The sequence below is a fragment of the Rhizorhabdus wittichii genome, from assembly GCF_017607425.1.
Taxonomy (GTDB): domain Bacteria; phylum Pseudomonadota; class Alphaproteobacteria; order Sphingomonadales; family Sphingomonadaceae; genus Rhizorhabdus; species Rhizorhabdus wittichii.
Genome location: NZ_CP059319.1, coordinates 381,401 through 404,230 on the forward strand (window position 1 = coordinate 381,401; position 22,830 = coordinate 404,230).

General features: G+C 69.4%; 22 protein-coding genes and 1 pseudogene. 17 read left to right on the forward strand and 6 right to left on the reverse strand.

The genetic code is table 11. The annotated features are described in order from the left end of the window. Positions 1-3: 3 nt before the first annotated feature. The 4 genes from HRJ34_RS01820 to HRJ34_RS01835 all read right to left on the reverse strand — a co-directional run bounded on the left by HRJ34_RS01820 (position 4) and on the right by HRJ34_RS01835 (position 4,048). Positions 4-1,713, reverse strand: a complete 1,710-nt coding sequence (locus tag HRJ34_RS01820; RefSeq protein WP_208633185.1) for a flotillin family protein — start codon at positions 1,711-1,713, stop codon at positions 4-6. Further along, the gene (locus HRJ34_RS01825) at positions 1,710-2,327 is read right to left on the reverse strand and encodes a YqiJ family protein (RefSeq protein WP_029994985.1); all 618 of its coding nucleotides are present in this window, start codon (positions 2,325-2,327) and stop codon (positions 1,710-1,712) included. The genes HRJ34_RS01820 and HRJ34_RS01825 overlap by 4 nt, the downstream gene beginning before the upstream one ends. Before the next feature lie 72 nt (positions 2,328-2,399). Further along, a complete protein-coding gene (gene aroB / locus HRJ34_RS01830; RefSeq protein ID WP_208633186.1) occupies positions 2,400-3,509 on the reverse strand; it encodes a 3-dehydroquinate synthase in 1,110 nt (369 codons plus the stop codon). Continuing rightward, the gene (locus HRJ34_RS01835; protein ID WP_029994987.1) at positions 3,506-4,048 is read right to left on the reverse strand and encodes a shikimate kinase; all 543 of its coding nucleotides are present in this window, start codon (positions 4,046-4,048) and stop codon (positions 3,506-3,508) included. The genes aroB and HRJ34_RS01835 overlap by 4 nt, the downstream gene beginning before the upstream one ends. 133 nt (positions 4,049-4,181) lie before the next feature. Between HRJ34_RS01835 and HRJ34_RS01840 the strand changes: the two genes are divergently transcribed. The 8 genes from HRJ34_RS01840 to HRJ34_RS01875 all read left to right on the forward strand — a co-directional run bounded on the left by HRJ34_RS01840 (position 4,182) and on the right by HRJ34_RS01875 (position 12,136). After that, the gene (locus HRJ34_RS01840; RefSeq protein WP_011950862.1) at positions 4,182-4,319 is read left to right on the forward strand and encodes a hypothetical protein; all 138 of its coding nucleotides are present in this window, start codon (positions 4,182-4,184) and stop codon (positions 4,317-4,319) included. Continuing rightward, positions 4,300-6,114: a hypothetical protein gene (locus HRJ34_RS01845; protein ID WP_208633187.1), complete on the forward strand. Its 1,815-nt coding sequence runs from the start codon at positions 4,300-4,302 to the stop codon at positions 6,112-6,114. The genes HRJ34_RS01840 and HRJ34_RS01845 overlap by 20 nt, the downstream gene beginning before the upstream one ends. A 153-nt stretch (positions 6,115-6,267) precedes the next feature. Beyond that, the gene (locus tag HRJ34_RS01850; protein WP_208633188.1) at positions 6,268-7,173 is read left to right on the forward strand and encodes a tyrosine-type recombinase/integrase; all 906 of its coding nucleotides are present in this window, start codon (positions 6,268-6,270) and stop codon (positions 7,171-7,173) included. Between the two features lie 91 nt (positions 7,174-7,264). After that, on the forward strand, positions 7,265-8,848 hold the full coding sequence (locus tag HRJ34_RS01855) for an MFS transporter (RefSeq protein ID WP_208633189.1): 1,584 nt from the start codon (positions 7,265-7,267) through the stop codon (positions 8,846-8,848). Positions 8,849-8,876: 28 nt separating this feature from the next. After that, positions 8,877-9,923: an alanine racemase gene (alr, locus tag HRJ34_RS01860; protein WP_208633190.1), complete on the forward strand. Its 1,047-nt coding sequence runs from the start codon at positions 8,877-8,879 to the stop codon at positions 9,921-9,923. 1 nt (position 9,924) lies between these two features. Beyond that, positions 9,925-10,719 carry an MlaE family ABC transporter permease gene (locus HRJ34_RS01865; RefSeq protein WP_011950867.1) on the forward strand — a complete coding sequence of 265 codons (795 nt, stop codon included), beginning with the start codon at positions 9,925-9,927 and terminating at the stop codon, positions 10,717-10,719. Further along, entirely contained in the window at positions 10,719-11,477 is a 759-nt protein-coding gene (locus tag HRJ34_RS01870; RefSeq protein ID WP_011950868.1) for an ABC transporter ATP-binding protein, read from the forward strand. Before HRJ34_RS01865 ends, HRJ34_RS01870 begins: the two co-directional genes overlap by 1 nt. A gap of 104 nt (positions 11,478-11,581) precedes the next feature. After that, positions 11,582-12,136: a peroxiredoxin gene (locus HRJ34_RS01875; RefSeq protein WP_011950869.1), complete on the forward strand. Its 555-nt coding sequence runs from the start codon at positions 11,582-11,584 to the stop codon at positions 12,134-12,136. Between the two features lie 57 nt (positions 12,137-12,193). Here the strand turns inward: HRJ34_RS01875 and HRJ34_RS01880 are convergent, their stop codons facing one another. Further along, positions 12,194-12,772, reverse strand: coding sequence for a glutathione S-transferase family protein (locus HRJ34_RS01880; protein WP_208633191.1), 579 nt, complete (start codon positions 12,770-12,772; stop codon positions 12,194-12,196). A 235-nt stretch (positions 12,773-13,007) separates the two neighbouring features. On the opposite strand from HRJ34_RS01880, the gene HRJ34_RS01885 reads away from it, so the two are divergent. From HRJ34_RS01885 to queA, 8 genes and pseudogenes are all read left to right on the forward strand, one after another. Beyond that, a complete protein-coding gene (locus HRJ34_RS01885; protein ID WP_011950871.1) occupies positions 13,008-13,859 on the forward strand; it encodes a UDP-2,3-diacylglucosamine diphosphatase in 852 nt (283 codons plus the stop codon). 1 nt (position 13,860) lies between these two features. Next, positions 13,861-14,889: a glycosyltransferase family 4 protein gene (locus tag HRJ34_RS01890; protein WP_208633192.1), complete on the forward strand. Its 1,029-nt coding sequence runs from the start codon at positions 13,861-13,863 to the stop codon at positions 14,887-14,889. Between the two features lie 142 nt (positions 14,890-15,031). After that, on the forward strand, positions 15,032-15,709 hold the full coding sequence (locus HRJ34_RS01895) for a DUF1013 domain-containing protein (RefSeq protein WP_011950873.1): 678 nt from the start codon (positions 15,032-15,034) through the stop codon (positions 15,707-15,709). Between the two features lie 207 nt (positions 15,710-15,916). Then, positions 15,917-16,162 carry an exodeoxyribonuclease VII small subunit gene (locus HRJ34_RS01900; RefSeq protein ID WP_020372200.1) on the forward strand — a complete coding sequence of 82 codons (246 nt, stop codon included), beginning with the start codon at positions 15,917-15,919 and terminating at the stop codon, positions 16,160-16,162. 7 nt (positions 16,163-16,169) lie between these two features. Continuing rightward, positions 16,170-17,063, forward strand: a complete 894-nt coding sequence (locus HRJ34_RS01905; RefSeq protein ID WP_011950875.1) for a polyprenyl synthetase family protein — start codon at positions 16,170-16,172, stop codon at positions 17,061-17,063. A 24-nt stretch (positions 17,064-17,087) separates the two neighbouring features. Further along, a complete protein-coding gene (gene coaD / locus HRJ34_RS01910; RefSeq protein ID WP_011950876.1) occupies positions 17,088-17,585 on the forward strand; it encodes a pantetheine-phosphate adenylyltransferase in 498 nt (165 codons plus the stop codon). Between the two features lie 130 nt (positions 17,586-17,715). After that, a pseudogene (locus tag HRJ34_RS29115) lies at positions 17,716-18,235 on the forward strand (peptidylprolyl isomerase); the annotation flags it as partial. Positions 18,236-18,594: 359 nt separating this feature from the next. Continuing rightward, a complete protein-coding gene (gene queA / locus HRJ34_RS01920; RefSeq protein WP_208633194.1) occupies positions 18,595-19,629 on the forward strand; it encodes a tRNA preQ1(34) S-adenosylmethionine ribosyltransferase-isomerase QueA in 1,035 nt (344 codons plus the stop codon). 103 nt (positions 19,630-19,732) lie between these two features. On the opposite strand, the gene HRJ34_RS01925 is transcribed toward queA, so the two are convergent. After that, positions 19,733-20,737, reverse strand: a complete 1,005-nt coding sequence (locus tag HRJ34_RS01925; protein ID WP_208633195.1) for a YfiM family protein — start codon at positions 20,735-20,737, stop codon at positions 19,733-19,735. A 146-nt stretch (positions 20,738-20,883) separates the two neighbouring features. Here HRJ34_RS01925 and HRJ34_RS01930 point away from each other — a divergent pair, with 146 nt between their 5' ends. Further along, positions 20,884-22,821, forward strand: coding sequence for a S9 family peptidase (locus HRJ34_RS01930; RefSeq protein WP_226949005.1), 1,938 nt, complete (start codon positions 20,884-20,886; stop codon positions 22,819-22,821). The last annotated feature ends 9 nt before the right edge of the window (positions 22,822-22,830 follow it).

The following is a 22,830-nucleotide window of genomic DNA, read 5'->3' on the forward strand; positions in this document are numbered from 1 at the left end:
CCCCTATTCGGGAAGTTCGGCCGCCTTCGCCTTCGGGGCGACGACCGGCATCTCGGCGGCGCCGCCCTTGACCAGCGAATCGAGCGTCGATCCGTCGAGGCCCAGTTCCTTCATCAGCCCATCGACCACCGGCGCCTGCGCGCGGTAGCGCAGCGCCGCCGCGACCGCCGACTGGGCGAGGTTCTGCTCGCCGCCGGCCGAGACGATCTCCGCGCCGCCCGCCCCCGCGCCGGTCAGGCCGTCGACCTGGACGATCTTGATCGAATCGATCGCCTCCATCGGCTTCGCCGCCTCGCGGATGATGTCGGGCAGCACCCGGAGCAGTTCCAGCTTGGCCTGCAGCGAGATATTCTCGGACGACAGCAGGTTCGCCGCCTCGTTGACGGCGCGCTTGCCGGCGGCCTCCACCTCGAAGCGGACGCGCGCGGCATCGGCGCGCAGCTTCTCGGCCTCTGCCTCGCCCTTGGCGGCGGCGCGCAGCGCCTCGGCGCGGTCGGCGGCCGCCTGCTTCTCGGCCTCGGCCTCGACCTTGACGCCCAGTGCCTGGCGCTCGGCCTCCTTGGCGGCCTGGATGAGCTCGATCCGCTTGGCGCGCTCGGCGACCTCGGTCTCGCGCGCGGTGACGACCTGCTCCTCGGCGGCGACCGCGGCGGCGCGCGCCTTGTCGGCCTCGGCCTTGGCCTGGCTTTCCTCGCGGCTCTTGTTCTGGACGGCGATCTGCTGCTCCTGCCGGGCGATCTCCAGCGCCTGGGCCTGGGCGATCTTCGCTTCCTGCACCGCGCGATCGGCCTCGATCTGGGCGGCGTCGGTGAGCTGCTTCGCCTCGATCCGCGCCTGTTCGGCCTCGCGCTGGCGCTCGGACTGCTGGCGGGCGACCTCGGACGACTGCTCGGCGCGGCGCATCTCGATCTCGCGCTCCTGCTCCAGCCGGGCGAACTCGCTGTCCCGCGAGATCAGGAAGGACTGGCGCTGCGCCTCCAGATTCTTCGCCTCGATCTGGACGCGGGTGTCCTGCTCGATGTCGTTGCGCGCCTTCTTGCGCAGCTCGATCTGCTCGGTCAGCTTGGTCAGGCCCTCGGCGTCGAAGGCGTTGTTGGCGTTGAAATGCTCGATTGAGGTCTGGTCGAGCCCGGTCAGCGACACCGATTCGAGCTCCAGCCCGTTCATCGCCAGGTCGGCCGACGACACCTGCTGCACCTTCTGGACGAAGTCGGAGCGCTGCTCATGCAACTGGTTCATCGTCATTCCCGCCGCGACCGAGCGCAGCGCGTCGACGAACTTGCCCTCGACCAGCTCCTTCAGATTCTCCGAATGCATGGTGCGCATGCCCAGCGTCTGCGCCGCCATCGCGATCGCCTCGCGATCGGGGCGGACGCGGACGTAGAACTCCGCCTTCACGTCGATGCGCAGCCGGTCGAGCGTGATCAGCGCGTCGGCATTCTTGCGCTCGACCGCCAGCCGCACCGTGTTCATGTTCACCGGCATCGTCTCGTGGAACACCGGCAGCACCAGCGCGCCGCCGTTCATCACCACCTTCTCGCCGCCGAAGCCGGTGCGGACGAAGGCGATCTCCTTCGACGCGCGGCGATAGAGGCGGGCGATGATCAGGCCCAGGATGACCAGGGCGATGACCGCGATGCCGGGCGCCACGACATAGATGCTGGAGGCGCTGTCGAAGAAGCCGGAACTGGTGGTGGCAGGCAGGTTGCTCATCGTTCGATCCATTCGGAGAAGGGTGGGCGGTCGCTGGAGATGGCGCGGAACAGATGGTCCTCGCGGCGGACGAGGAGGATCTCGGTCCCTTCCGCGAAGCGCGCGCCGGCAATGTCGGGCTCGACCATCACATGATGGACCTGGCCGTGGAAGTCGCGGACCCGCGCCTTGGCGGGCGACCCTTGCGTCGCGGTGCCGACGACGATCTGGGCGTGGAGGCCGACGAGCTGGTCGATGCCGATCGCCGTGGTCTCGTCGCGCGGCATGATCGCGCCGACGATCCGCGCCATGCCGCCGGTGGCGGGCAGGGCGGCGACCCCGGCGGCGGGGATCGCGATCCAGCCGGGCAACAGCGCGCCGAAGCTCGACAGGGCGATCTGCTGGCCGACCAGCCCGATCACCGAGAAGCAGGCGAGGAACACGACCAGCAGCATCAGCAGCGGCAGCCGCCCGAAGCCCAGCCAGCCGAGCCAGTCGCCGTCCGCGTCAAGGTCGAGATCATGGCCGAGCGCGCTCGATCCGAGCCCGACGGCCTCGACCAGGCCGATCAGGACCATCGTCCCCAGCGCGATGACGAACGCGAGATTTTCCCCTGCCGCGAGAAAGCCGAGCACCGATTCTCCCTTCCGCGATCAGCCTAGCGAAGGAAGCCCGGGCGTCAAACCGCCGGAAACGTCCGAAACGGCTCAGGCCGTAGCGGTGCGCTCGGCGTCGAGGAAGGCTTCGACCGCGGCGAGGTCGACCTGCTTGTCGAGGAAGGTCTCGCCGATGCCGCGCGCGAGCAGGAAGGGCAGGCGGCCGCCCTCCATCTTCTTGTCGTGCTGCATATGGCCGACCAGCGTCGCGCCGCCGGCATCGACGCCGGCGGCCTGGAGCGTCGCGGGCAGGCCGGTGGCCGCGATGTGCGCGGTCACGCGGCGGGCATCCTCGGGCGGGCACAGGCCCTGCGCCGCCGAGAAGCGGAAGGCGAGCGCCATACCGGCGGCGACCGCCTCGCCATGGAGCAGCCGGTCGGAGAAGCCGGTCTCCGCCTCCAGCGCATGGCCGAAGGTGTGGCCGAGGTTGAGCAGCGCGCGACGGCCGCTGGTCTCGCGCTCGTCCTCGCCGACGATGCGGGCCTTGGCGCCGACGCTCTTGGCGATCGCGACGGCGCGCGCCTCGGGATCGCCGGCCAGCAGCTTCGGTCCGTTCGCCTCGCACCAGGCGAAGAAGTCGGCGTCGTCGATCAGGCCGTATTTGACGACCTCGGCATAGCCGGCGCGGGTCTCGCGCGGGGGCAGCGTGTCGAGCGTGGTCGGGTCGATCAGGACATGGGCGGGCTGGTAGAAGGCGCCGATCAGGTTCTTGCCGGCCTTGCTGTTGATCGCGGTCTTGCCGCCGACCGAGGAATCGACCTGGGCGAGCAGCGTGGTCGGCACCTGCACGAAGCGGCAGCCGCGCTTGAGGATCGCCGCCGCGAAGCCGACCAGGTCGCCGATCACCCCGCCGCCCAGCGCGACGATCGTGTCGCCGCGCTCGACCCCGTAGCTCAGCAGCGCGTCGGTCAGCTTCTCGAGCATCGCCCAGCTCTTGGTCGATTCGCCCGGCGGCAGCACCTCGACCGCGCTGGCGATGCCGGCGCCGGTCAGCGCCGTCTCCAGCCGGTAGAGCTGGTTGGGGACGATGTTGCGGTCGGTGACGACGATGAAGCGGCCCCGCGCGGCATAGGGGGCCAGCAGTTCGCCCGCCCGGTCGAGCGCGCCGTTCTCGATGGTGATGTCGTAGCTGCGGTCGCCCAGCGAAACCCGTACGGTCATTGCGTCAGTGCCTTGAGGATCGCATCGACCGTGGCGTCGTGCGGCAGCGGCTGGCTGCGGATGTGGATGGGGGCGAGCGCATAGACCGGATTGCGGACCGCCGCCAGTTCGGCCAGCACCTCGCGCGCGTCGCGGTCCTTGAGCAGCGGGCGGGTGCCCTCGCGCCGGCCGACCCGGTCGGCCAGCACCTCGATGTCGGCATCGAGCCAGACCGCGGTGGCGCGGTCGAGGATCAGCGCGCGGGTCTCCTCCTGCATGAAGGCGCCGCCGCCGGTCGCGATCACCTTCGGCCGGCCGTCGATCAGCCGGGCGATCACCCGGCGCTCGCCGTCGCGGAATTCCTTCTCGCCGAATCGCGCGAAAATCTCGGAGATGGTCAGCCCCGCCGCGCGTTCGATCTCCTGGTCGGCGTCGACGAAGGGGAGGTGGACGCGCGCCGCGAGCCGCTTGCCGATCGTCGACTTGCCTGCGCCCATCAGCCCGATCAGGACCAGCGGACGGTCAAAATGGGGAAGATTGGGAGGCAGGCTTTGCGGCATGTCGTCGAGGGCTATACACATGGGCGCCCCCTCGGGCAAAAGCACGTCGATTGCAACCTGTCCGGCCCGGCCGGGGCCGTCGGAATCAAGGCCAGAGTCACAGTTTCAAGGCCAGAGTTTTTAAGGGAAGTCCATGTCGCGGTTCAGCTTCATCCTGTCGAGTGTCGTCATCATCATCGTCGTGGCGCTGGTGGCCCTGAGCTTCGTGAACACCGAAAAGCCGCCCGTGACGGTCGAGAAGGCGATGCTGAATGAAGCCCAGGCCAAGTAAGAAGGCCTTCCTCGCGCTGACGGCGGGTGTGGCCTCGCTGGCCGCGGTCGCCGCATTCGCGCAGGAATCGCTGCTGCCGCCCGGCTTCGGCAACCAGCCGCCGCCGGCCAATCGGCCGCAGCCGGCCGCCCCCGCGCCGGCCCAGCCGACCGCCGGCCCGACGCAGGCGGCACCGGCCGCGCCCGGCGCGTCGGTTGCGCCCACGCTGACGCTCGACCCCGCCATCTTCGCGTTGGCCGAGCCCGATGCGCCGGTCGTCCCGGTCGAGGAGCTGCCGCCTTCGGCGCGCCGCTCGATCGACGCGGTCGGGCCGCTCGCGGGCTTCGGGCCCAATGCCTGGGGCATGGCCGACGGCCGCTTCCTTTCCGCGCTGATGCGGCGGCTGGACGTGCCGATCGCCTCGCGCTGGGCTTCGATCACGCTGCGCCGCGCGCTGCTGACCCGGGTGGGCACGCCGGACAATGTCTCGGCGCCCGACTGGATCGCCGAACGGGCCTGGCTGCTGCTGCGGATGGGCGAGGCGGACGGCGCGCGGATGTTGATCGAGGGCGTCGACGTCGATCGCTTCAACGCCAAGCTCTACACCGTCGCGGGGCAGAGCGCGCTCGCCGGCGCCGACGCGGCGGGGCTCTGCGCGCTGGCCGACGGCGGCGCGATCCGCAGCCGCGAGGCGGTCTGGCCGATGGCGCGGGCGATCTGCGCGGCGCTGTCGGGCGACACCGCGATCGCCGACGTGCTGATGGACCAGGCGCGCCGCCGGACCAGCAATCCGCAGGGCATCGACGTCCAGCTCGCCGAACGGATGATGGGCGTCAACGGCGCCGGCCGGCGCAGCATCAGCGTCGAATGGACCGGGGTCAACCAGCTCACCGCCTGGCGCTTCGGCATGGCGAGCGCGCTCGGCCTGACCATTCCGGCCGATCTCTATCGCACGGTCGGCCCGCAGGTGGTGGCGTGGAGCGCGCGGGCGCCGATGATCCCGCCCGCCGAGCGGCTCGATGCGGCGATGACGGCGGCGCGGCTCGGCGTCTTCTCCAATTCGGCGCTGGTCGACCTCTACGCGCAGGCCGCCGACGAGAGCGGCGACTTCTCCAGCGACACCCCGGCCGGCCGGCTGCGCCTCTGCTATGCGGGCGACGATGCTGGCGCGCGCCTCTCGGCGATGCGGGGCTTCTGGAGCGGCGAAGGGCAGGGCGACGGCAAGCAGGTCGACCGCTATGCCGGGCTGATCCTGACGGCCCGCGCGGCGGCGCGCATCGCGCCCGACAGCGATCACGTCTCCGACGCGGCCGGCCTGATCGGGTCGATGATGTCGGCCGGGCTCGACCGCAAGGCGGCGGCCTGGGCGCCGATCGTCTCCGGCATGTCGGCGGGCAAGGGCGACGACGCCTGGGCGATCCTCGCGGTCGGCACGCCGCGCGCCGTCGTCGACGTCTCGGCCGACCGGCTGTCGGCGGTCGCCGACCGCTGGAGCGCCGAGAATCCGCAGAAGCTGCGCCTGCTGCTCGCCGCGCTCGCTGGGCTCGACCGGTTGCAGACCGAGGAGCAGATGCGCCTGCTGCAGGAATATCAGGTCGGGTTCGACAATCGCAGCAACTGGGGCCGGCTGCTGCTTCAGGCCGCCGACCGCAAGGAGCCGGCGACGGTGGCGCTGCTGGTCGCGGTCGGGATGCAGAAGACCGGCTGGAGCGGCCTGTCCTCGGCGATGTTCGCGACGATGATCCGCGCGCTGCACGACGTCGGTCTCGACGGCGAGGCGCGCATGATCGCGGCCGAGGCGATGACCCGCTTGTAATGGCGAGGCTCCTTCAATTCCTCCCCATCGCATCGCGATGGGGGGGGGACCGCTCGAAGAGCGGTGGAGGGGGCGTCCGACGCTGGCTCTCGCAGGCCCCTCCACCATCCTACGGATGGTCCCCCTCCCCGGCTTCGCCAGGGAGGAATTAAGGTGAAGGATTCCGAGGCGATCGCCCAGTTCTTGGAGATGCTCGCGGCCGAGGGCGGGGCGGCGCGGAACACGTTGCTCGCTTATGGATCGGACCTGCGCGGCGCGTCGGAGCTGCTCGGCGGCGGCCTGGTCGACGCCGACACGGCCGGGCTCCAGACGCTCGGCGGCGAATGGATGGCGCTCAGCCGGACCAGCGTCGCGCGCAAGGCGTCGGTGCTGCGCCGCTTCTTCGCCTTCCTGGAGGAGGAGGGCATCCGCCGCGACGACCCGTCCGACGCGCTGCCGCGCCCGGCGGTGCAGCGCGCTCTGCCGCGCACCCTGTCGCATAGCGATATCGAGCGGCTGTTCGACACGCTGGAGGAGCGGCGGCGCGATCGCCATGCCGATCCGCTGACGTTGCGGCTGATCGCGCTGGTCGAACTGCTCTACGGATCGGGGCTGCGCGCGACCGAGCTGGTCTCGCTGCCGCGCCACGCGCTGCGGGGCGACCGGCCGTTCCTGATCCTGCGCGGCAAGGGCGGGCGCGAGCGGCTGGTGCCGATCTCCGACCGGGCGCGGATGGCCGTGGCCGAATGGGGCGCCCATGTCCCTACCGACCAGCCCTGGCTGTTCCCCTCGGGCCACGGCCATCTCAGCCGGGTCCGCCTGTTCCAGCTCGTCCGCGAGCTGGCCGCCGAGGCGGGCATCCCGCCGCAGCGGATCAGCCCGCACGTGCTGCGCCACGCCTTCGCCACCCATCTGCTCGAAGGCGGCGCCGACCTCCGCGCGCTCCAGACGATGCTCGGCCACGCCGATATCGCCACCACCCAGATCTATACCCATGTCAACAGCGCCCATCTGGTCGAGCTGGTCAATGCGCGCCACCCGCTGATGGACGCGGCGCGGCGCAGGCCGCAAGACGGCTGACCCCTCCGCGCAGGACCGGCCACGCCCACTTGTCCGTCGCGGTCCGCTGCCATAGTCGATGGTCACGACGACAATGGGATGAGGGCAGGGGATGGCGGCGGACGGCGGGATCGATGTGCGGCGCGACCGGCTGGTCATCTTCGCGTCGACGCTGGGCACCGCGTTCGAATGGTATGACTTCTTCGTCTACGGAACGCTCGCCACGATCGTCGCCGGCCATTTCTTCCCGTCCGACAATCCGGCCGTCAGCTTCCTGATCTTCCTCGGCAGCTTCGGCGTCGGCTTCGGCATGCGGCCGCTCGGCGCGATCCTGTTCGGGGTGCTCGGCGACCGGCTGGGCCGCAAATACACCTTCCTCGTCACCATCACGCTGATGGGCGTGGCCACCGCCGCGGTCGGGCTGCTGCCGACCTATGCGACGATCGGCGTCGCCGCGCCGATCCTGCTCGTCTTCTGCCGCATCCTCCAGGGGCTGGCGCTCGGCGGCGAATATGGTGGGGCGGCGGTCTATGTCGCCGAACATGCGCCCCGCAACCGGCGCGGCTTCTATACCAGCTTCATCCAGTCGGGGGTCAGCGTCGGCTTCATGCTCAGCCTGTCGGTGGTGCTGCTGTCGAACCAGTTCGTCGACAAGGAGGCGTTCGCCGCCTGGGGCTGGCGCATTCCCTTCCTCTTCTCGCTGGTGCTGCTCGGCATCTCGCTCTGGGTACGGCTCAAGCTCAGCGAAAGCCCGGTCTTCACGGCGATGAAGGAGAAGGGCGAGGTCGCCCGCAACCCGCTGCGCGAAAGCTTCGACAGCTGGGCCAAGGTCCGGCGCATCCTGCTCGCGCTGTTCGGCCTGTCGGCGGGGCTGACGGTGATCTGGTATGTCGGCCAGTTCCAGTCGCTCTATTTCCTCCAGAACAGTCTGCGGGTCGACGACATGGTCGCGCGCGTGCTGGTCGGCGCGGCCGCGTTCGGGGCGGTGTTCGGCTTCATCCTGTTCGGCTGGCTGTCGGACCGGATCGGCCGCCGCCGGCTGATCCTGACCGGCTATGTGCTGACGCTGGTCTTCCTCTTCCCGCTGTTCCACTGGATCGCGGCCGCCGCCAATCCCGGCCTCGCCGCCGCGATGGAGCGCGCGCCGGTGGTCGTGACGGGCAGCGACTGCCGCTACGATCCCTTCGCCTCGCGGCAGGAGACCGCCTGCGGCAAGGTCCTCGACGCGCTGTCGAAGAAGGGCGTCGCCTACACCAAGGTCGACGGCGTCCCCGGCACGGCGCCCGCCGTCACGATCGGCGGCGCGCCGGTCGATGCGAGCGACGCCGAGAGCCTCGAGGCCGGGCTCGCCGCCGCCGGCTACGACCTCGCCAAGGTCACCCCCTCGCTCGGCGATTCGGCGAAGATCTTCGTCTATCTGCTGATCCTCGGCTTCTTCTCGGGGATGACCTACGGGCCGTCGGCGGCGGTGATGGTGGAGCTGTTCCCGGCGCGGGTGCGCTACACCTCGCTGTCGGTGCCCTATCATATCGGCACCGGCTATTTCGGCGGCTTCCTGCCCTTCATCAGCCAATATATCGTCGCCCGCACCGGCGATCCCTTCGCCGGTTTCTGGTACACGTTCATCGTCGCGGGCGTGGCGTTCCTGATCGCGCTGGTCTGGTTGCCCGAGACGGCGGGAAAGGAACTGGAATAGCGCGGCCGGGGCGGCTATCGCCCCGGAGGTGACGCAAGAGTTCCTCCCCCTCCGCCTCGATCTCGATCCGCAGGCCCTCGTGGCCAACTGGCGCTGGCTCGGCGAGCGGGCGGCGGCGCCCGCCGGGGCGGCGATCAAGGCCGACGCCTATGGGCTCGGCGCGGTCGAGGTGTCGCGCCGGCTCGCCGACGCCGGGTGCCGCGACTTCTTCGTCGCGACCTGGGCGGAGACCGAGGCGCTCGGCTCGCTGCCGTTCGGCGCCGGCCTGTCGGTGCTCCACGGCCTGCGCGAGGAGGACCTCGCGGCGGCGCTCGCCTCGCGCGCCCGGCCGGTGCTCAACAGCCCGGCGATGGTCGCGCGCTGGAAGGCGGGGGCGCCGGGACGCCCGTGCGACGTGATGGTCGACACCGGCATGAACCGGCTCGGCCTCACCGTCGAGGAGGCCTGTTCGGGCCTGCTCGACGGGCTGGAGATCGACCTGCTGCTCAGCCATCTCGCCTGCGCCGACGAGCCCGGCAGCCCGATGAACGAGCGCCAGCGCGCGCGCTTCGTCGATTTGCGCGGGCGGGTGGCGGCGAAGCGCCATAGCCTCGCCAATTCGGCGGGCGCCTGCCTGGGGCCCGATTACGGCTTCGACCTGATCCGTCCCGGCATCGCGCTCTATGGCGGCATCCCCCGGCCCGAGGCACGGGGCCATATCGTCCGCGTCGTCCGGATCGAGGCGCAGGTGCTTCAGGTCCGCGACGTGCCGGCCGGCGACACGATCGGCTATGGCGCGACCTTCACGGCGGAGCGGCCGATGCGCGTCGCGATCCTCAACCTCGGCTATGCGGACGGCTATCTCCGCGCCTTCGCAGGGAATGGCGCGGCGCTGGTGAACGGGCGGCGCTGCCCGCTCGCCGGGCGCGTGTCGATGGACCTGATCGCGGTCGATCTCACCGGGGCCGATGCCGCCGAGGGCGACTGGCTGGAGATCGACTATGCGCTCGAAAGCGCCGCCGATCGGACCGGACTTTCGCAATATGAGTTGCTGACCGGGCTGGGCAGTCGCTATCAGCGGCGGTGGAAAGAGTAGGATGTCCGCGACTTTGCAGCCTGTTATCGGATTTTTCGGCTCGATCGGCCGGCTTTTCATCGCGGCGCTCGCCGCCATCGGCAGGGTGACGGTGTTCGCCGCGACGACGATCTCGCGCGCGGTCCGCCCGCCTTATTATCCGTCGCGGCTGTTCGAGCAGCTGATGCAGATCGGCTGGTTCTCGCTGCCGGTCGTCGGCATGACCGCGATCTTCTCGGGCGCGGCGCTGGCGCAGCAGACCTTCACCGCCGGCTCGCGCTTCAACGCCACCTCGACCGTGCCGGCGATCGTCGTGCTCGGCATCGTCCGCGAGCTGGGGCCGGTGCTGGTCGGCCTGATGGTCGCGGGGCGGGTCTCCTCGGCGATGGCGGCCGAGCTCGGCACGATGCGCGTGACCGAGCAGCTCGACGCGCTGACCACGCTGCGCACCGATCCCTATCGCTACCTGATCGCGCCGCGCCTGTTCGCGGCGCTGATCGCGATCCCGCTGATGGTGCTCGTCGCCAATGCGATCGGCATCTTCGGCGGCTATTTCGTCGCGGTCTACAAGCTCGGCTTCAACGCGGTCGGCTATCTCGACACCACCCGCCAGTTCCTGACCGCGACCGACCTGCAGATGGCATTGGTCAAGTCGGCCTTCTTCGGCTTCTTCATCGCGCTGATGGGCTGCTATCACGGCTTCCGCGCGCAGGGCGGCGCCGCCGGCGTCGGCCGCGCCACCACCGACGCGGTCGTCTCCGCCTTCATCCTGATCCTGTTGTCGAACATGATCATCACCCTGATGGCGTTCGGCTGATGGCGGACAACCACAAGATCGTGCTGGAGGGCGTCCGCAAGGCGTTCGGCGGCAACGCGGTCCTCGACGGCGTCGACCTCGCGATCGAGCGCGGCGAATCGCTGGTCATCATCGGCCAGTCGGGCAGCGGCAAGTCGGTCATGCTCAAATGCATCCTCGGCCTGATCCGGCCCGATCGCGGCGCGATCCGCGTCGACGGAGAGGACCTGATGGCGATGTCGGCGCGCGAGCTGGAAACCGCGCGCGCCAAGTTCGGCATGTTGTTCCAGGGCTCGGCGCTGTTCGATTCGCTGCCGATCTGGCGCAACGTCACCTTCGCGCTGACCCAGGGGCGGATGCGCGACGCCGCGAAGATGCGGAAGATCGCCGCCGAGAATCTCGAACGGGTCGGCCTCGGCTCCCAGGTGCTCGACCTGCGGCCGAGCGAATTGTCGGGCGGCATGCAGAAGCGCGTCGCGCTCGCCCGCGCGATCGCGCCCCGGCCGGAGATCATCTTCTTCGACGAGCCGACCACCGGCCTCGACCCGATCCGCGCCGACGTGATCAATGACCTGATCGTCGAATTGGTCGAGGAACTGGGCGTCACCGCGCTGACCATCACCCACGACATGGCCTCGGCGCGCAAGATCGCCCATCGGGTCGCCATGCTCTACCAGGGGCGGATCGTCTGGAGCGGCCCGCGCGACCGGCTGTACGACAGCGGCAACCCTTATGTGGATCAGTTCGTTCAGGGACGCGCCGAAGGGCCGATCCAATAATCCATTGTTCGACGTTTTCGATAACTGAAACCGTTCTTTCTGATTGGATCGATCAGTCGCGCTTCGGCAGAAGGCGGCCACCCCATTCAGAGAAAGGACGATCGATGATCGGACGTACGGTTCCCAACGTGACCCTGAAGACCCGCGTGCGCGACGAGAGCGTGGGCGGCCCCAATCCCTTCCGCTGGCAGGACGTCCACACCGGCGAGCTGTTCGCGGGCCGCCGCGTCGTCGTGTTCGCGCTGCCGGGCGCCTTCACCCCGACCTGTTCGACCGAGCAGTGTCCGGCCTATGAGCGCAGCTATGACGAGCTCCGCGCGCGGGGCGCCGACGAGGTCTATTGCCTGTCGGTCAACGACGCCTTCGTCATGTACCAGTGGGCGAAGCAGCTCGGCGTCGAGAAGACCAGGATGCTCCCCGACGGATCGGGCGACTTCACCCGCCGCATGGGCATGCTGATCAACAAGGACCATCTCGGCTTCGGCGACCGTTCGTGGCGCTATGCGATGGTGGTCGACGACGGCCGGATCACCGGCTGGTTCGAGGAGCCCGGCATCAACGATGTCGGCGCCGACGACGACCCCTATGGCGAAAGCGCCCCCGACAAGGTGCTGGCCTGGCTGCACGAAAACCCGGTGCGCGAGCCGGCCGAGGCTTGATCTTCTTCTACGTCACCCCAGCGAAGGCTGGGGTGACGTGATCAAAGGGAGAGGGGCCTAGATCCCCAGCACTTCTTCCACCCGCCCGATCCAGCGTCGCACCGCCGGATAGTCGCCCAGCTCGAACCCGCCCTCGTCCGCGACCCGCGTATAGGCGACCAGCGCGATGTCGGCGAGGCTGAGCGCGTCGCCGACCAGGAAGGTCCGCCCGGTCAGTTGCTCGTCGAGCAGCTTGAGCGCGCCCTTGCCGCGCTCGACCACGCGGGGCTCCAGATCGGCCACCGCCTTGCCCAGATAATGGACCTGGAAGCGCGCCACCGCGACATAGGGCTCGTGGCTATATTGCTCCCAGAACAGCCATTCGAGCATCTTCGCCCGCTGATGGGCGTCGGCGGGGATCAGCGCCGATCCTTCGGCGAGGCTCAGGATGATCGCGTTCGACTGGGCGATGGTGCGGCCGTCGTCATAGCGGACCAGCGGCACCTGTCCCGCCGGGTTCATCGCCAGGAAATCGGGCGTCCGCGTCGCTCCGTCGAGCACGCTCGTCTCGATCCACTCATGGCGAATCCCCAGCAGGTCGGCCGTCCATTTGACCTTCAGGCAGTTGCCGGAAATCGAATCGCCATAGACCCGCATCGAACCTATCCCCTGAAAAGCGTTGAAAATCCCGTAGCACCGCGCCGTTGCCGTCCGGAAACAAAGCTGACGGCCATTATCATAAAGCAGGCTTATCGACCTGCGATCGCACGACCTTTCCGCTGCACCTGCGAAACGGGTCAGGTTGCTGTCACAAAGCCGTAAGCTATTGTCGAGGCGGCTGTAACATAGTTGAATCATAGGCTCCGCACGTCATCCAGACAGGAGACGAGCGATGAACGCCATCACCCGGATCGCCGCTGCCCAGGGCAGCCGTCCCGCCACGCCCGAGGCCCGCCGCCAGCGCCGCCGCTATCGCACCATCTGGGTGTCGGACATCCATCTCGGCACGCGCGGCTGCAACGCGCAGATGCTGATCGACTTCCTCGATTCGACCGACAGCGAGACGATGTACCTGGTCGGCGACATCATCGACGGCTGGCGGCTCAAGCGGAGCTGGTACTGGCCGTCGGCGCACAACGACATCGTCTGGCGGGTGATGAAGCGCGCCAAGCGCGGCACCCGCGTCGTCTTCATCCCCGGCAACCATGACGAGATGTTCCGCCAATATTCGGGCATGACCTTCGGCGGGATCGAGATCCGCCGCAGCGCGATCCACGAGACCGCCGACGGCCGCCGGCTGATGGTCACCCATGGCGACGAGTTCGACACGGTGGTGATGTGCCACCGCTGGCTCGCCTTCGCCGGGGATTTCGCCTATGAGACGCTGATGCGGCTGAACGTGGTGATCAACACGGTCCGCCAGTGGTTCGACCTGCCCTATTGGTCGCTTTCCAAGCACGCCAAGCACAAGGTCAAGAACGCGGTCGAGTTCATCTCGCGCTTCGAGGAGGCGGTCGCGCACGAGGCGGGCGAGCGCGGCGTCGACGGCGTCGTCTGCGGCCATATCCACACCGCCGAGATCCGCCGGTTCGGCGACATCGTCTATTATAATGACGGCGACTGGGTCGAAGGCTGCACCGCGCTGGTCGAGCATTTCGACGGCCGGATGGAGGTGCTCCACTGGGCCGACGAGATCGCCGCCCGCCGCCAGGGCGCCACCGCCGCCGCAGCGATGGCGGCCTGACATGCGGATCGCGATCGCGACCGACGCCTGGGCGCCGCAGGTCAACGGCGTCGTCCGCACCCTCCAGGCGGTGACCGCCGAGCTCGGCGCGATGGGGCACGAGGTCTGCGTGATCGCGCCCGACCAGTTCCTGACCGTCCCCTGTCCCAGCTATCCCGAGATACGGCTGGCGCTGACCACCCAGGCCGGGGTCGGCCGCCGCATCGCCGAGTTCGGCGCGGAGGCGATCCACATCGCCACCGAAGGGCCGATCGGCCTCGCCGCGCGGCGCCACTGCCTCGGCCGGCGGCTGGCCTTCACCACCGCCTATCACACCCAGTTCCCCGACTATGTCGCCGAGCGCACCGGCATGCCGGCCGACTGGTTCTGGCACTATATCCGCTGGTTCCACGCGCCGTCGGCGGCGGTGCTGGCCTCGACGCCGTCGGTCGAGGCGATCCTCGAACAACGCGGCGTCGGCCCGGTGCAGCGTTGGGGCAGGGGAGTCGACCTGGCGCTGTTCCGCCCCGACCGCGCGGCGCATCCCGCCTTCGCGGCGCTGCCGCGCCCGATCCAGCTCTATGTCGGCCGGGTCGCGGTGGAGAAGAATATCGAGGCGTTCCTCGCCTGCGACACGCCGGGCACCAAGGTGGTCGTCGGCGACGGCCCGGCCCGCGCCGCCCTGTCGCGCGACTATCCCGAGGTCCGCTTCCTCGGCGCGCTGCACGGCGAGGAACTGGCCTCCGCCTATGCCGGGGCCGACGTCTTCGTCTTCCCGAGCCGCACCGACACCTTCGGGCTGGTGATGATCGAGGCGCTCGCCTGCGGCGCGCCGGTCGCCGCCTACCCGGTGACCGGGCCGATCGACATCCTCGCCCCGTCGAGCGCGGCGATGGACGACGACCTGGCGACGGCGATCGGCCGCGCGCTCCGATGCGATCGCGGCGCGGCGGCAGCCTATGGCGCCACCTTCGGCTGGCGTCGGAGCGCCGAGCAGTTCCTCGGCGCGCTCGTTCCCCAGGGCGAGGGCCGGCGGCGGCTGGCCGCCTGATGCGCCGCCCTCTCCCACGCGGGAGAGGGCTCGGAAGCGCCTCCACACGTCAGTCTTGTGCTGGAGCGCGGGCTTCAGTACATCATCCCCCACGCTTCGGCCGCTCCGTGACGGGGCGGCCCTTTTATTTTGGAGGACCGCTATGGCCCAGCCGCTCATGCCTCATGCCACCGCCTCGTGGCTGGTCGACAACACCGCGCTCAGCTTCCAGCAGATCGCCGAGTTCTGCGGCCTGCACATCCTCGAGGTCCAGGCGATCGCTGACGACATGGCGGCGACCAAGCTGACCGGGCGCGATCCGGTCCGCGCGGGCGAGCTGACCATGGCCGAGATCGAGAAGGGCCAGCAGGACCCGAACTACCGCCTCGTCATGCAGAAGGGGCCGGACCAGCTCCGCCGCACCAAGGGCCCGCGCTACACCCCGGTGTCGAAGCGTCAGGACAAGCCCGACGGCATCGCCTGGATCATCCGCAACCATCCCGAGGTGTCGGACGGCCAGATCTCCAAGCTGATCGGCACGACCCGCACCACCATCGCCGCGATCCGCGACCGGACCCACTGGAACATCGCCAACATCGTGCCGAAGGACCCGGTGACGCTGGGCCTCAGCTCGCAGCGCGAGCTCGACGCCGTCGTCGCCAAGGCGGCCAAGGCCGCCGGCCTCGAAGCGCCGACCGACACCCGCCTCGAAGGCGACCGCGAGGCGCTGATCGAGCAGCTCCGCGCCGAGCGCGAGGCCGCCGTCCGCAACGCCGACGCGGTCCATGTCGAAGAGTCGACCTATGGCGGCGCGACCTTCCACGATCCGTTCAAGAAGTAAGGAGCGGTTCGAGCCTGCGCTCCCTCTGTCGTCATTCCCGCGAAAGCGGGAATCCACTGTCACGGAACGCTGTTCGACGCGAGGTGCCGCCGTCCATGGATTCCCGCTTTCGCGGGAATGACGGTCGGGGAATGCGTGAGGCCAGAAGGGCCCGCGCATCCCAACCCATCCTTGACCCTGCCGCCGCCCGAGCCCAAAAGCCTTGCCATGACCGATAGCGCCGCCCTTGCCGACCTCTCCTTCGAGGACGCCCTCAAGCAGCTCGAAACGATCGTCCGCCAGCTCGAATCGGGTGAGGTTCCCCTCGACGAATCGATCTCGCTCTACGCGAAGGGCGATGCGCTGAAGCGGCTGTGCGAGGAACGGCTGAACGCCGCCAAGGCGCGGATCGAGAAGATCAGCCTGGGCGCCGATGGCGCGCCGCGGGGGACCGAGCCCTTCACCGCGAGCTGATCCGGCGATGTCGGCCCTTCTCGCTTCCGAGCTCGCGCGCATCGCGCAGGAGATCGACGCCCGTTTCGATACGCTGCTGACCCCGCCCGACGACAGCCGCGAGCGCCTCTACGCGGCGATGCGCCACGCCGCGATCGGCGGCGGCAAGCGGCTGCGGCCGTTGCTGGCCTGCGCATCGGCGCGGCTGTTCGCGGTCGATCCCGAATGCGCGCTGCGCGCCGGCCTCGCGATCGAGGCGATCCACGTCTACAGCCTGATCCACGACGACCTGCCGGCGATGGACGACGACGACCTGCGGCGCGGCCGCCCGACCGTCCACCGCGCCTATGACGAGGCGACCGCGATCCTCGCCGGCGACGGCTTCCAGGCGCTCGCCTTCGAGATCGCGGCGTCGGAGGCGACCCATCCCGATCCCTTCGTCCGCAGCGAGCTGGTCGCGGCGCTGGCGGCCGCGGCAGGCCCGGCCGGCATGGTCGGCGGGCAGGCGATGGACATGGCGGCGGAGGCCGGCGGGGAGCATGACCTCGACGCCATCTCGCGGCTCCAGCAGCTCAAGACCGGCGCGCTGATCGGCTTTTCGATCGAGGCCGGCGCGATTCTCGGCCGGGTGCCGCCCGAGGGCCGGACCAAGCTGCGCGCCTATGCCCACGACCTGGGCCTCGCCTTCCAGATCGCCGACGACCTGCTCGACGCCGAGGGCGATCCCGCGGCGATGGGCAAGGCGGCGGGCAAGGACCACGCCGCCGGCAAGGCGACCTTCGTCGGCCTGCTCGGCGTCGATCGCGCGCGGGCGCAGGCGCGGCTGCTGTCGCAGCAGGCGATCGATCATCTTGGCAATTTCGGACGCGAAGCCGATCTGCTACGCGACATCGCGGCTTATGTGGTCGATCGCGACCGCTGAACGGCCGGCAAAGGGGGAGCATCTATGCGGACCGGCGTCTATCCCGGCACCTTCGATCCGATCACGCTGGGTCATATGGACATCATCCGGCGCGGCGCGAAGCTGGTCGACAAGCTCGTCATCGGCGTCACCACCAATGCGTCCAAGTCGCCGATGTTCACGGTCGAGGAGCGGCTGGCGATGGTCCGTCGCGAGACCGCCGATCTTCCCGGCGTCGAGGTCGTCGCCTTCGATTCGCTGCTGATGGATTTCGCCGAGAGCATGGGCGCGGCGATCATCGTGCGCGGCCTGCGCGCCGTTGCCGACTTCGAATATGAATATCAGATGGCGGGGATGAACCAGCAGCTCAACAACCGCGTCGAGACCGTCTTCCTGATGGCCGACGTCGCGTTGCAGCCGATCGCGTCGCGCCTCGTCAAGGAGATCGCGCTCTATGGCGGGGCGATCGATCGCTTCGTGCCCAAGCGGGTGGTGCAGGAAGTCGTCGCGCGCGTCGAAAAGATCGGTAAGAAGGGAAGCTGAGGACGGGTGCCGGCGGTTCAGCCGCGGGCAATCCGGACATGCCTATTCGAGGCCGCGCCTCCGGGGCGCGGTGTGGAGAAGTGATCTGATGCGATCGAAGTTCGTTGTTGCGGCTTTTGCGGGACTGTTCATGGCCGGCGTGGCGCTGGCCCAGCCGGCGCCGGCTCCCGCACCTGTCGATGCGCCCGCGCAGGACCCGCAGAACATCCTCAATCTCGACCTGTCGACCGGCGGGCGGGTGAAGATCCTGCTGCGCCCCGACAAGGCGCCCTATTCGGTCGACCGGATCAAGACGCTGGTGCGCCGCCATTTCTATGACGGCCTGACCTTCCACCGCGTGATCGAAGGCTTCATGGCGCAGGGCGGCGATCCCAAGGGCACGGGCGAGGGCGGTTCCGACCTTCCCGACCTGAAGGCCGAGTTCAACGACATGCCGCACGTTCGCGGCGTGATGGCGATGGCGCGCGCGCAGGACCCCAATTCGGCGAACAGCCAGTTCTTCATCATGCTGCAGCCCAACCTGACGCTCGACGGCAACTACACGCCGATCGGCCGCGTCTTCTCCGGCATGGAATATGTCGACGCGATCGAGAAGGGCGAGCCGCCGGCGAACCCGTCGAAGATCGTCCATGCCTCGATCGAGTCCGACGATCAGGGCCAGCCGCCGGTCGCCTTCGTGCCCCCGGCCGCGCCTGAGGCCGTCGCGCCCGCCGCCGCCGGCAAGCAGGACCGCAAGGCGCGCGAGAAGGCGGCGAAGGAAGAGAAGGAAGCTGCCGAGAAGGCGGCCAAGGAAGCGAAGAAGCTCCGCAAGCAGCAGTCGCAGCCCGGCGACCTCGCCAACCCCGCCGACGCGGTCGGTGGCGGCGGCGAGGCGGCGGTCTCGCCCTCTGTGGCCCCGCAGGGCACCGATGCCGCCGTCGAGGCGGTGGCCGACGCGCAGCCGACCGAGGATGCGGTCCGCGCGGTGGCCGGCGAGGAGGCGGCCGCCTCGCCGCAATAACGCCCAGCGATGCGCGTCGACCTCTTCGACTTCGATCTCCCGCCCGAGAATATCGCCCTGCGGCCCGCCAGCCCGCGCGACAGCGCGCGGATGCTGCTGGTCGAGGGAAGCGAGGGCGCGCTCGCCGACCGGCATGTCTCCGACCTGCCGGGGCTGCTGCGCGCCGGCGACTGCCTGGTGTTCAACGACACGCGGGTGATCCCGGCCCAGCTCGAAGGGCGGCGCGGCGAGGCGCGGATCGGCGCGACCCTCCACAAGCGCGAGGGGCTGCGCCAGTGGCGCGCCTTCGTCCGCAACGCCAAGCGGGTGCGGACCGGCGACCGGATCGATTTCGGCGCGGGCGTGTCGGCGATCGCCGCCGGGCGTGGCGAGGACGGATCGATCCTGCTCGATTTCGAGGGCGACGAGCCGGTCGAGTTGCTGCTCGAACGCGCCGGCACCATGCCGTTGCCGCCCTATATCGCCGGCAAGCGCCCGACCGACGATCGCGACCGCGACGATTACCAGACCATGTTCGCGCGCGAGAAGGGGGCCGTCGCCGCGCCGACCGCCGCGCTCCATTTCACGCCGCGCCTGATGGAGGCGCTGGCGGCGGCGGGGATCGCCAGCGAGACGCTGACCCTCCATGTCGGCGCGGGCACCTTCCTGCCGGTCAAGGCCGACGACACCGACGACCACCGGATGCATGCCGAATGGGGCCGCATCGACGCCGCGACCGCCGACCGCCTCAACGCGATCCGCGCGGCCGGCGGCCGGGTGATCGCGGTCGGCACGACCAGCCTGCGCCTGCTCGAAAGCGCGACCGGCGAGGACGGCGTGATCCGCACCTTCGACGGCGACACCGCGATCTTCATCACCCCCGGCTACCGCTTCCGCGCGATCGACGGGCTGATGACCAACTTCCATTTGCCCAAGTCGACCCTGTTCATGCTGGTCAGCGCCCTGATGGGGCGCGAGCGGATGCAGGCGGCCTATGCCCATGCGATCGCAGGAGGCTATCGCTTCTACAGCTATGGGGATTCGAGCCTGCTGCTGCCCGGCTAGATTCGTTCCTGCTGATTTCCTGACCTTTCCGTCATTCCCGCTTTCGCGGGAATGACGATGGGAGACGGTGGGCATCCATCTATCGAGTCCAAGGGCGCTCCCCTCAATCGGCGTGATAGGCGGTGTAGGGGACCTGCACATATTGCAGCGCCTCGCTCGCCGCTCGGCCGGCCCAGCCCGAGGGGCGACTGGGGAAGAACAGCTCGTTGAGATTGAGGCCGATCCCGATGAAGGGCCGTCGGCGGCGCGGATCGCCGCGGGCTTCCTCCTTCGCGGTGAAGCCGGTCGCGCGATAGCCGGCGTGGAGCTCGACGAAGCGGAGCGGGCTGTCCTCCAGCCCCTCGAACCCGGCCAGCTTGAGCGCGAACAGATAGCGCATCTGCCGGTAATGCCGCGTGCCCGAGGGCGTGTAGATGTCCTTGTTGGGGATCAGCAGCAGCCGGAAGTCGAGCTTGCGGTCGAGCCCCGGCACCGCGTTGCGCAGCAGCGAGAAACCCGCGCCGCTCGCGTTCATCGCGATGTCCTGGAAGGAGAAGCCGCTCGATTTCTTGTGGGCGTCCCACAGCTCGGCATAGAGCATCACCCCCATCGACAGCGAGGCCGCGGTCAGCCCGGCATTGGTCGCACCCGTCTTGCGGCGGATGCGCGCCTCGATCATGTCGGTGATCCAATAGGTGTTCCAGGCGTGGGTCAGCTTGTCCATGCCCAGGTTGATCGTGTCCTTCCCGAACCAGCCTTCGTCCTGGAAGTGGAAGCGGCGGCCGCCCTCGCGGTTGACCTTGGCGATGTTGGTCCCGGTGACCCAGACCAGCGCGGCGCCCAATTCCCACTTGATCGCTCCGACCTGCCGACCGAACGACAGCCGCTGTCCATTCGGCTCCTCGGCGGCGGGCGTGGCGGGCAGCGACGGGCCGTAGCCCGGTTCCGCCGCCGGTACCGGCTGCTCGGCAAAGGCGAGCCAGTCCTTGTGCGGCTCGGACAGGTCGAAATCGATCGCGGGCGCGTTTTCGTCGATGGCGTCGGCCAGGATCGGCGCGGCCGAGGTCGCGAAGGCGATCGTCGCCAGGCTGCGGATGACCGGTCGTGCCAGCCCGTCGGTTATCGTCACATCTTCCTCCGGTTCGCAGGGACGATTGGCATCTCGTTGATTTGGGCTGTCAATTTTGGGGCGCTCCCGTTGCGATAGGGCGAGCCCTCGGGCCGGTCGGACGGCGGCGGCTGACGGCGGGGAGGGCGCGGTCGAATATCGGGGGCATGTTCAAGATGCTCGTCGCCTCCACGGCGCTCGCCGCGCTCGTCGCGCCCCTTTCCGCCCAGACCGTCGAAACCCGCCATGTCGGCTCCGCCACGCTGCAGAATGTGCCGGCGATCCCGGCCGAGGTGCGCGACGCGGTGCAGCGCTACCAGAACAGCCGCGCGGCGTTGTTCGAGGACTGGCTGCCCGACGGATCGATGCTGATCGCGACCCGCTTCGGCGCGACGCAGCAGATCCACCACGTCGCCGTGCCCGGCGGCGCCCGTACCCAGATCAGCTTCGGCAGCGAGCCGATCGCCGAGGCGCACGTCATTCCCGGCAGTGATCGCTTCGTGACGGTCGGCGACACCGGCGGCGACGAATGGTTCCAGCTCGACCTGCGCGGCCTCGCCGGCACCGCGACGCGGCTGACCGAGCCGACGACACGCAACCAGTCGCCGGTGTTCAGCAAGGACGGGTCGCTGCTCGTCTGGGCGCGCGCGACCAGGGGCAGCGCGGCCTACAGCCTGATCGGCGTCGATCCGAAGGCGGGCGGCGCCCCGAGGCCGCTCTACCGGGCGGACGGCGCGATCGATCCGGCCGACATCGCGGCGGACAAGAACCGGCTGATCTTCGTGCGGAGCCTGTCGAACCGCGAGGACCAGCTGTTCGAGCTCGACCTCGCGACCGGCAAGGCGGCCCGCATCGCGCCGAAGACCGCGCCCGCCATCTACCAGAAGCCGCGCTACCTGCCCGGCGGCCGGAGCCTGATCGCCATCTCCGACAGCGGCAGCGACACCCGCCAGCTCGTCGAGATCGATCTCGCGACCGGCCGGCAGACGGTGCTGACGCCGGGCCTCGGTTGGGGCGTCGAGGATTACGACCTGTCCGATGACGGCCGTGTCCTCGCTTATGCGATCAACGAGGACGGCTTCTCCCGCGTCGTCGTGCAGGACCGGGTGACCCGCCGCGCGCTGCCGCAGCCGGCGCTGCCCAGGGGCGTGCTGACCGCGCTGAAGTTCACGCCCGACGGCCGCCGGCTGGCGATCGGCCTGACCTCGGCCACCTCGGCGGGCGACGTGTGGAGCTGGGACGTCGACGGCGCCGCGCTCACCCGCTGGACGACCTCGGAACTGGGCGAGCTCGATCCCGCCGGGCTCGCCGAGCCCGAGCTGATCCGCTTCACATCGTTCGACGGCCTGTCGGTGCCGGCCTTCGTCTATCGGCCGAAGGGCGTGCCGGCCGACCGGCCGACCCCGGTGATCATCGACATCCATGGCGGGCCGGAGGCGCAGACCCGCCCGGTCTGGAACTATGGCGCGCAATATTTCGCCGACGTGCTGCAGGCGACGGTGATCCTGCCCAACGTCCGCGGCAGCGACGGCTATGGCAAGCGCTACCTGAACCTCGACAATGCCGAAAAGCGCGAGGATTCGGTGCGCGACATCGGCGCGCTGCTCGACTGGATCGCGAGGCAGCCCGGGCTCGATGCCAAGCGGGTCGCGGTCTACGGCCAGTCCTATGGCGGCTATATGAGCCTTGCCGTGATGACCCATTATTCGGACCGGCTGGTCGGCGGGGTCGAGCGCTACGGCATCAGCAACTGGACGACCTTCCTCGAGAATACCGAAGCCTATCGCCGCGACAATCGCCGCGCCGAATATGGCGACGAGCGCGACCCGAAGATGCGCAAGGTCTTCGAGGCGATCTCGCCGACCAACAATGTCGGCCGGATCACCAGGCCGATGCTGGTGATGCAGGGCGCCAATGATCCGCGCGTGCCGCAGTCGGAGTCCGACCAGGTGGTCGCCAAGCTGCGCGCCGCCGGCAACGAGGCGTGGTACGTGCTGTTCGCCGACGAGGGCCATGGCTTCCTCAAGAAGCCGAACAACGACCTGCGCCGCGAGGTGGAGACGGTGTTCCTGCGCCGCCTGTTCGATCCGGCGGCGACGAAATAGGGCGTTTCG

Excerpts from the sequence above, each read along its gene's own strand:
- HRJ34_RS01820 (WP_208633185.1), bottom strand. The coding sequence starts at position 1,713 with ATGAGCAACCTGCCTGCCACCACCAGTTCCGGCTTCTTCGACAGCGCC.
- aroB (WP_208633186.1), bottom strand. The coding sequence starts at position 3,509 with ATGACCGTACGGGTTTCGCTGGGCGACCGCAGCTACGACATCACCATC.
- HRJ34_RS01835 (WP_029994987.1), bottom strand. The coding sequence starts at position 4,048 with ATGCCGCAAAGCCTGCCTCCCAATCTTCCCCATTTTGACCGTCCGCTG.
- HRJ34_RS01840 (WP_011950862.1), top strand. The coding sequence starts at position 4,182 with ATGTCGCGGTTCAGCTTCATCCTGTCGAGTGTCGTCATCATCATCGTC.
- HRJ34_RS01845 (WP_208633187.1), top strand. The coding sequence starts at position 4,300 with ATGAAGCCCAGGCCAAGTAAGAAGGCCTTCCTCGCGCTGACGGCGGGT.
- HRJ34_RS01855 (WP_208633189.1), top strand. The coding sequence starts at position 7,265 with ATGGCGGCGGACGGCGGGATCGATGTGCGGCGCGACCGGCTGGTCATC.
- HRJ34_RS01865 (WP_011950867.1), top strand. The coding sequence starts at position 9,925 with ATGTCCGCGACTTTGCAGCCTGTTATCGGATTTTTCGGCTCGATCGGC.
- HRJ34_RS01870 (WP_011950868.1), top strand. The coding sequence starts at position 10,719 with ATGGCGGACAACCACAAGATCGTGCTGGAGGGCGTCCGCAAGGCGTTC.
- HRJ34_RS01875 (WP_011950869.1), top strand. The coding sequence starts at position 11,582 with ATGATCGGACGTACGGTTCCCAACGTGACCCTGAAGACCCGCGTGCGC.
- HRJ34_RS01880 (WP_208633191.1), bottom strand. The coding sequence starts at position 12,772 with ATGCGGGTCTATGGCGATTCGATTTCCGGCAACTGCCTGAAGGTCAAA.
- HRJ34_RS01885 (WP_011950871.1), top strand. The coding sequence starts at position 13,008 with ATGAACGCCATCACCCGGATCGCCGCTGCCCAGGGCAGCCGTCCCGCC.
- HRJ34_RS01890 (WP_208633192.1), top strand. The coding sequence starts at position 13,861 with ATGCGGATCGCGATCGCGACCGACGCCTGGGCGCCGCAGGTCAACGGC.
- HRJ34_RS01895 (WP_011950873.1), top strand. The coding sequence starts at position 15,032 with ATGGCCCAGCCGCTCATGCCTCATGCCACCGCCTCGTGGCTGGTCGAC.
- HRJ34_RS01900 (WP_020372200.1), top strand. The coding sequence starts at position 15,917 with ATGACCGATAGCGCCGCCCTTGCCGACCTCTCCTTCGAGGACGCCCTC.
- HRJ34_RS01905 (WP_011950875.1), top strand. The coding sequence starts at position 16,170 with ATGTCGGCCCTTCTCGCTTCCGAGCTCGCGCGCATCGCGCAGGAGATC.
- coaD (WP_011950876.1), top strand. The coding sequence starts at position 17,088 with ATGCGGACCGGCGTCTATCCCGGCACCTTCGATCCGATCACGCTGGGT.
- queA (WP_208633194.1), top strand. The coding sequence starts at position 18,595 with ATGCGCGTCGACCTCTTCGACTTCGATCTCCCGCCCGAGAATATCGCC.
- HRJ34_RS01930 (WP_226949005.1), top strand. The coding sequence starts at position 20,884 with ATGTTCAAGATGCTCGTCGCCTCCACGGCGCTCGCCGCGCTCGTCGCG.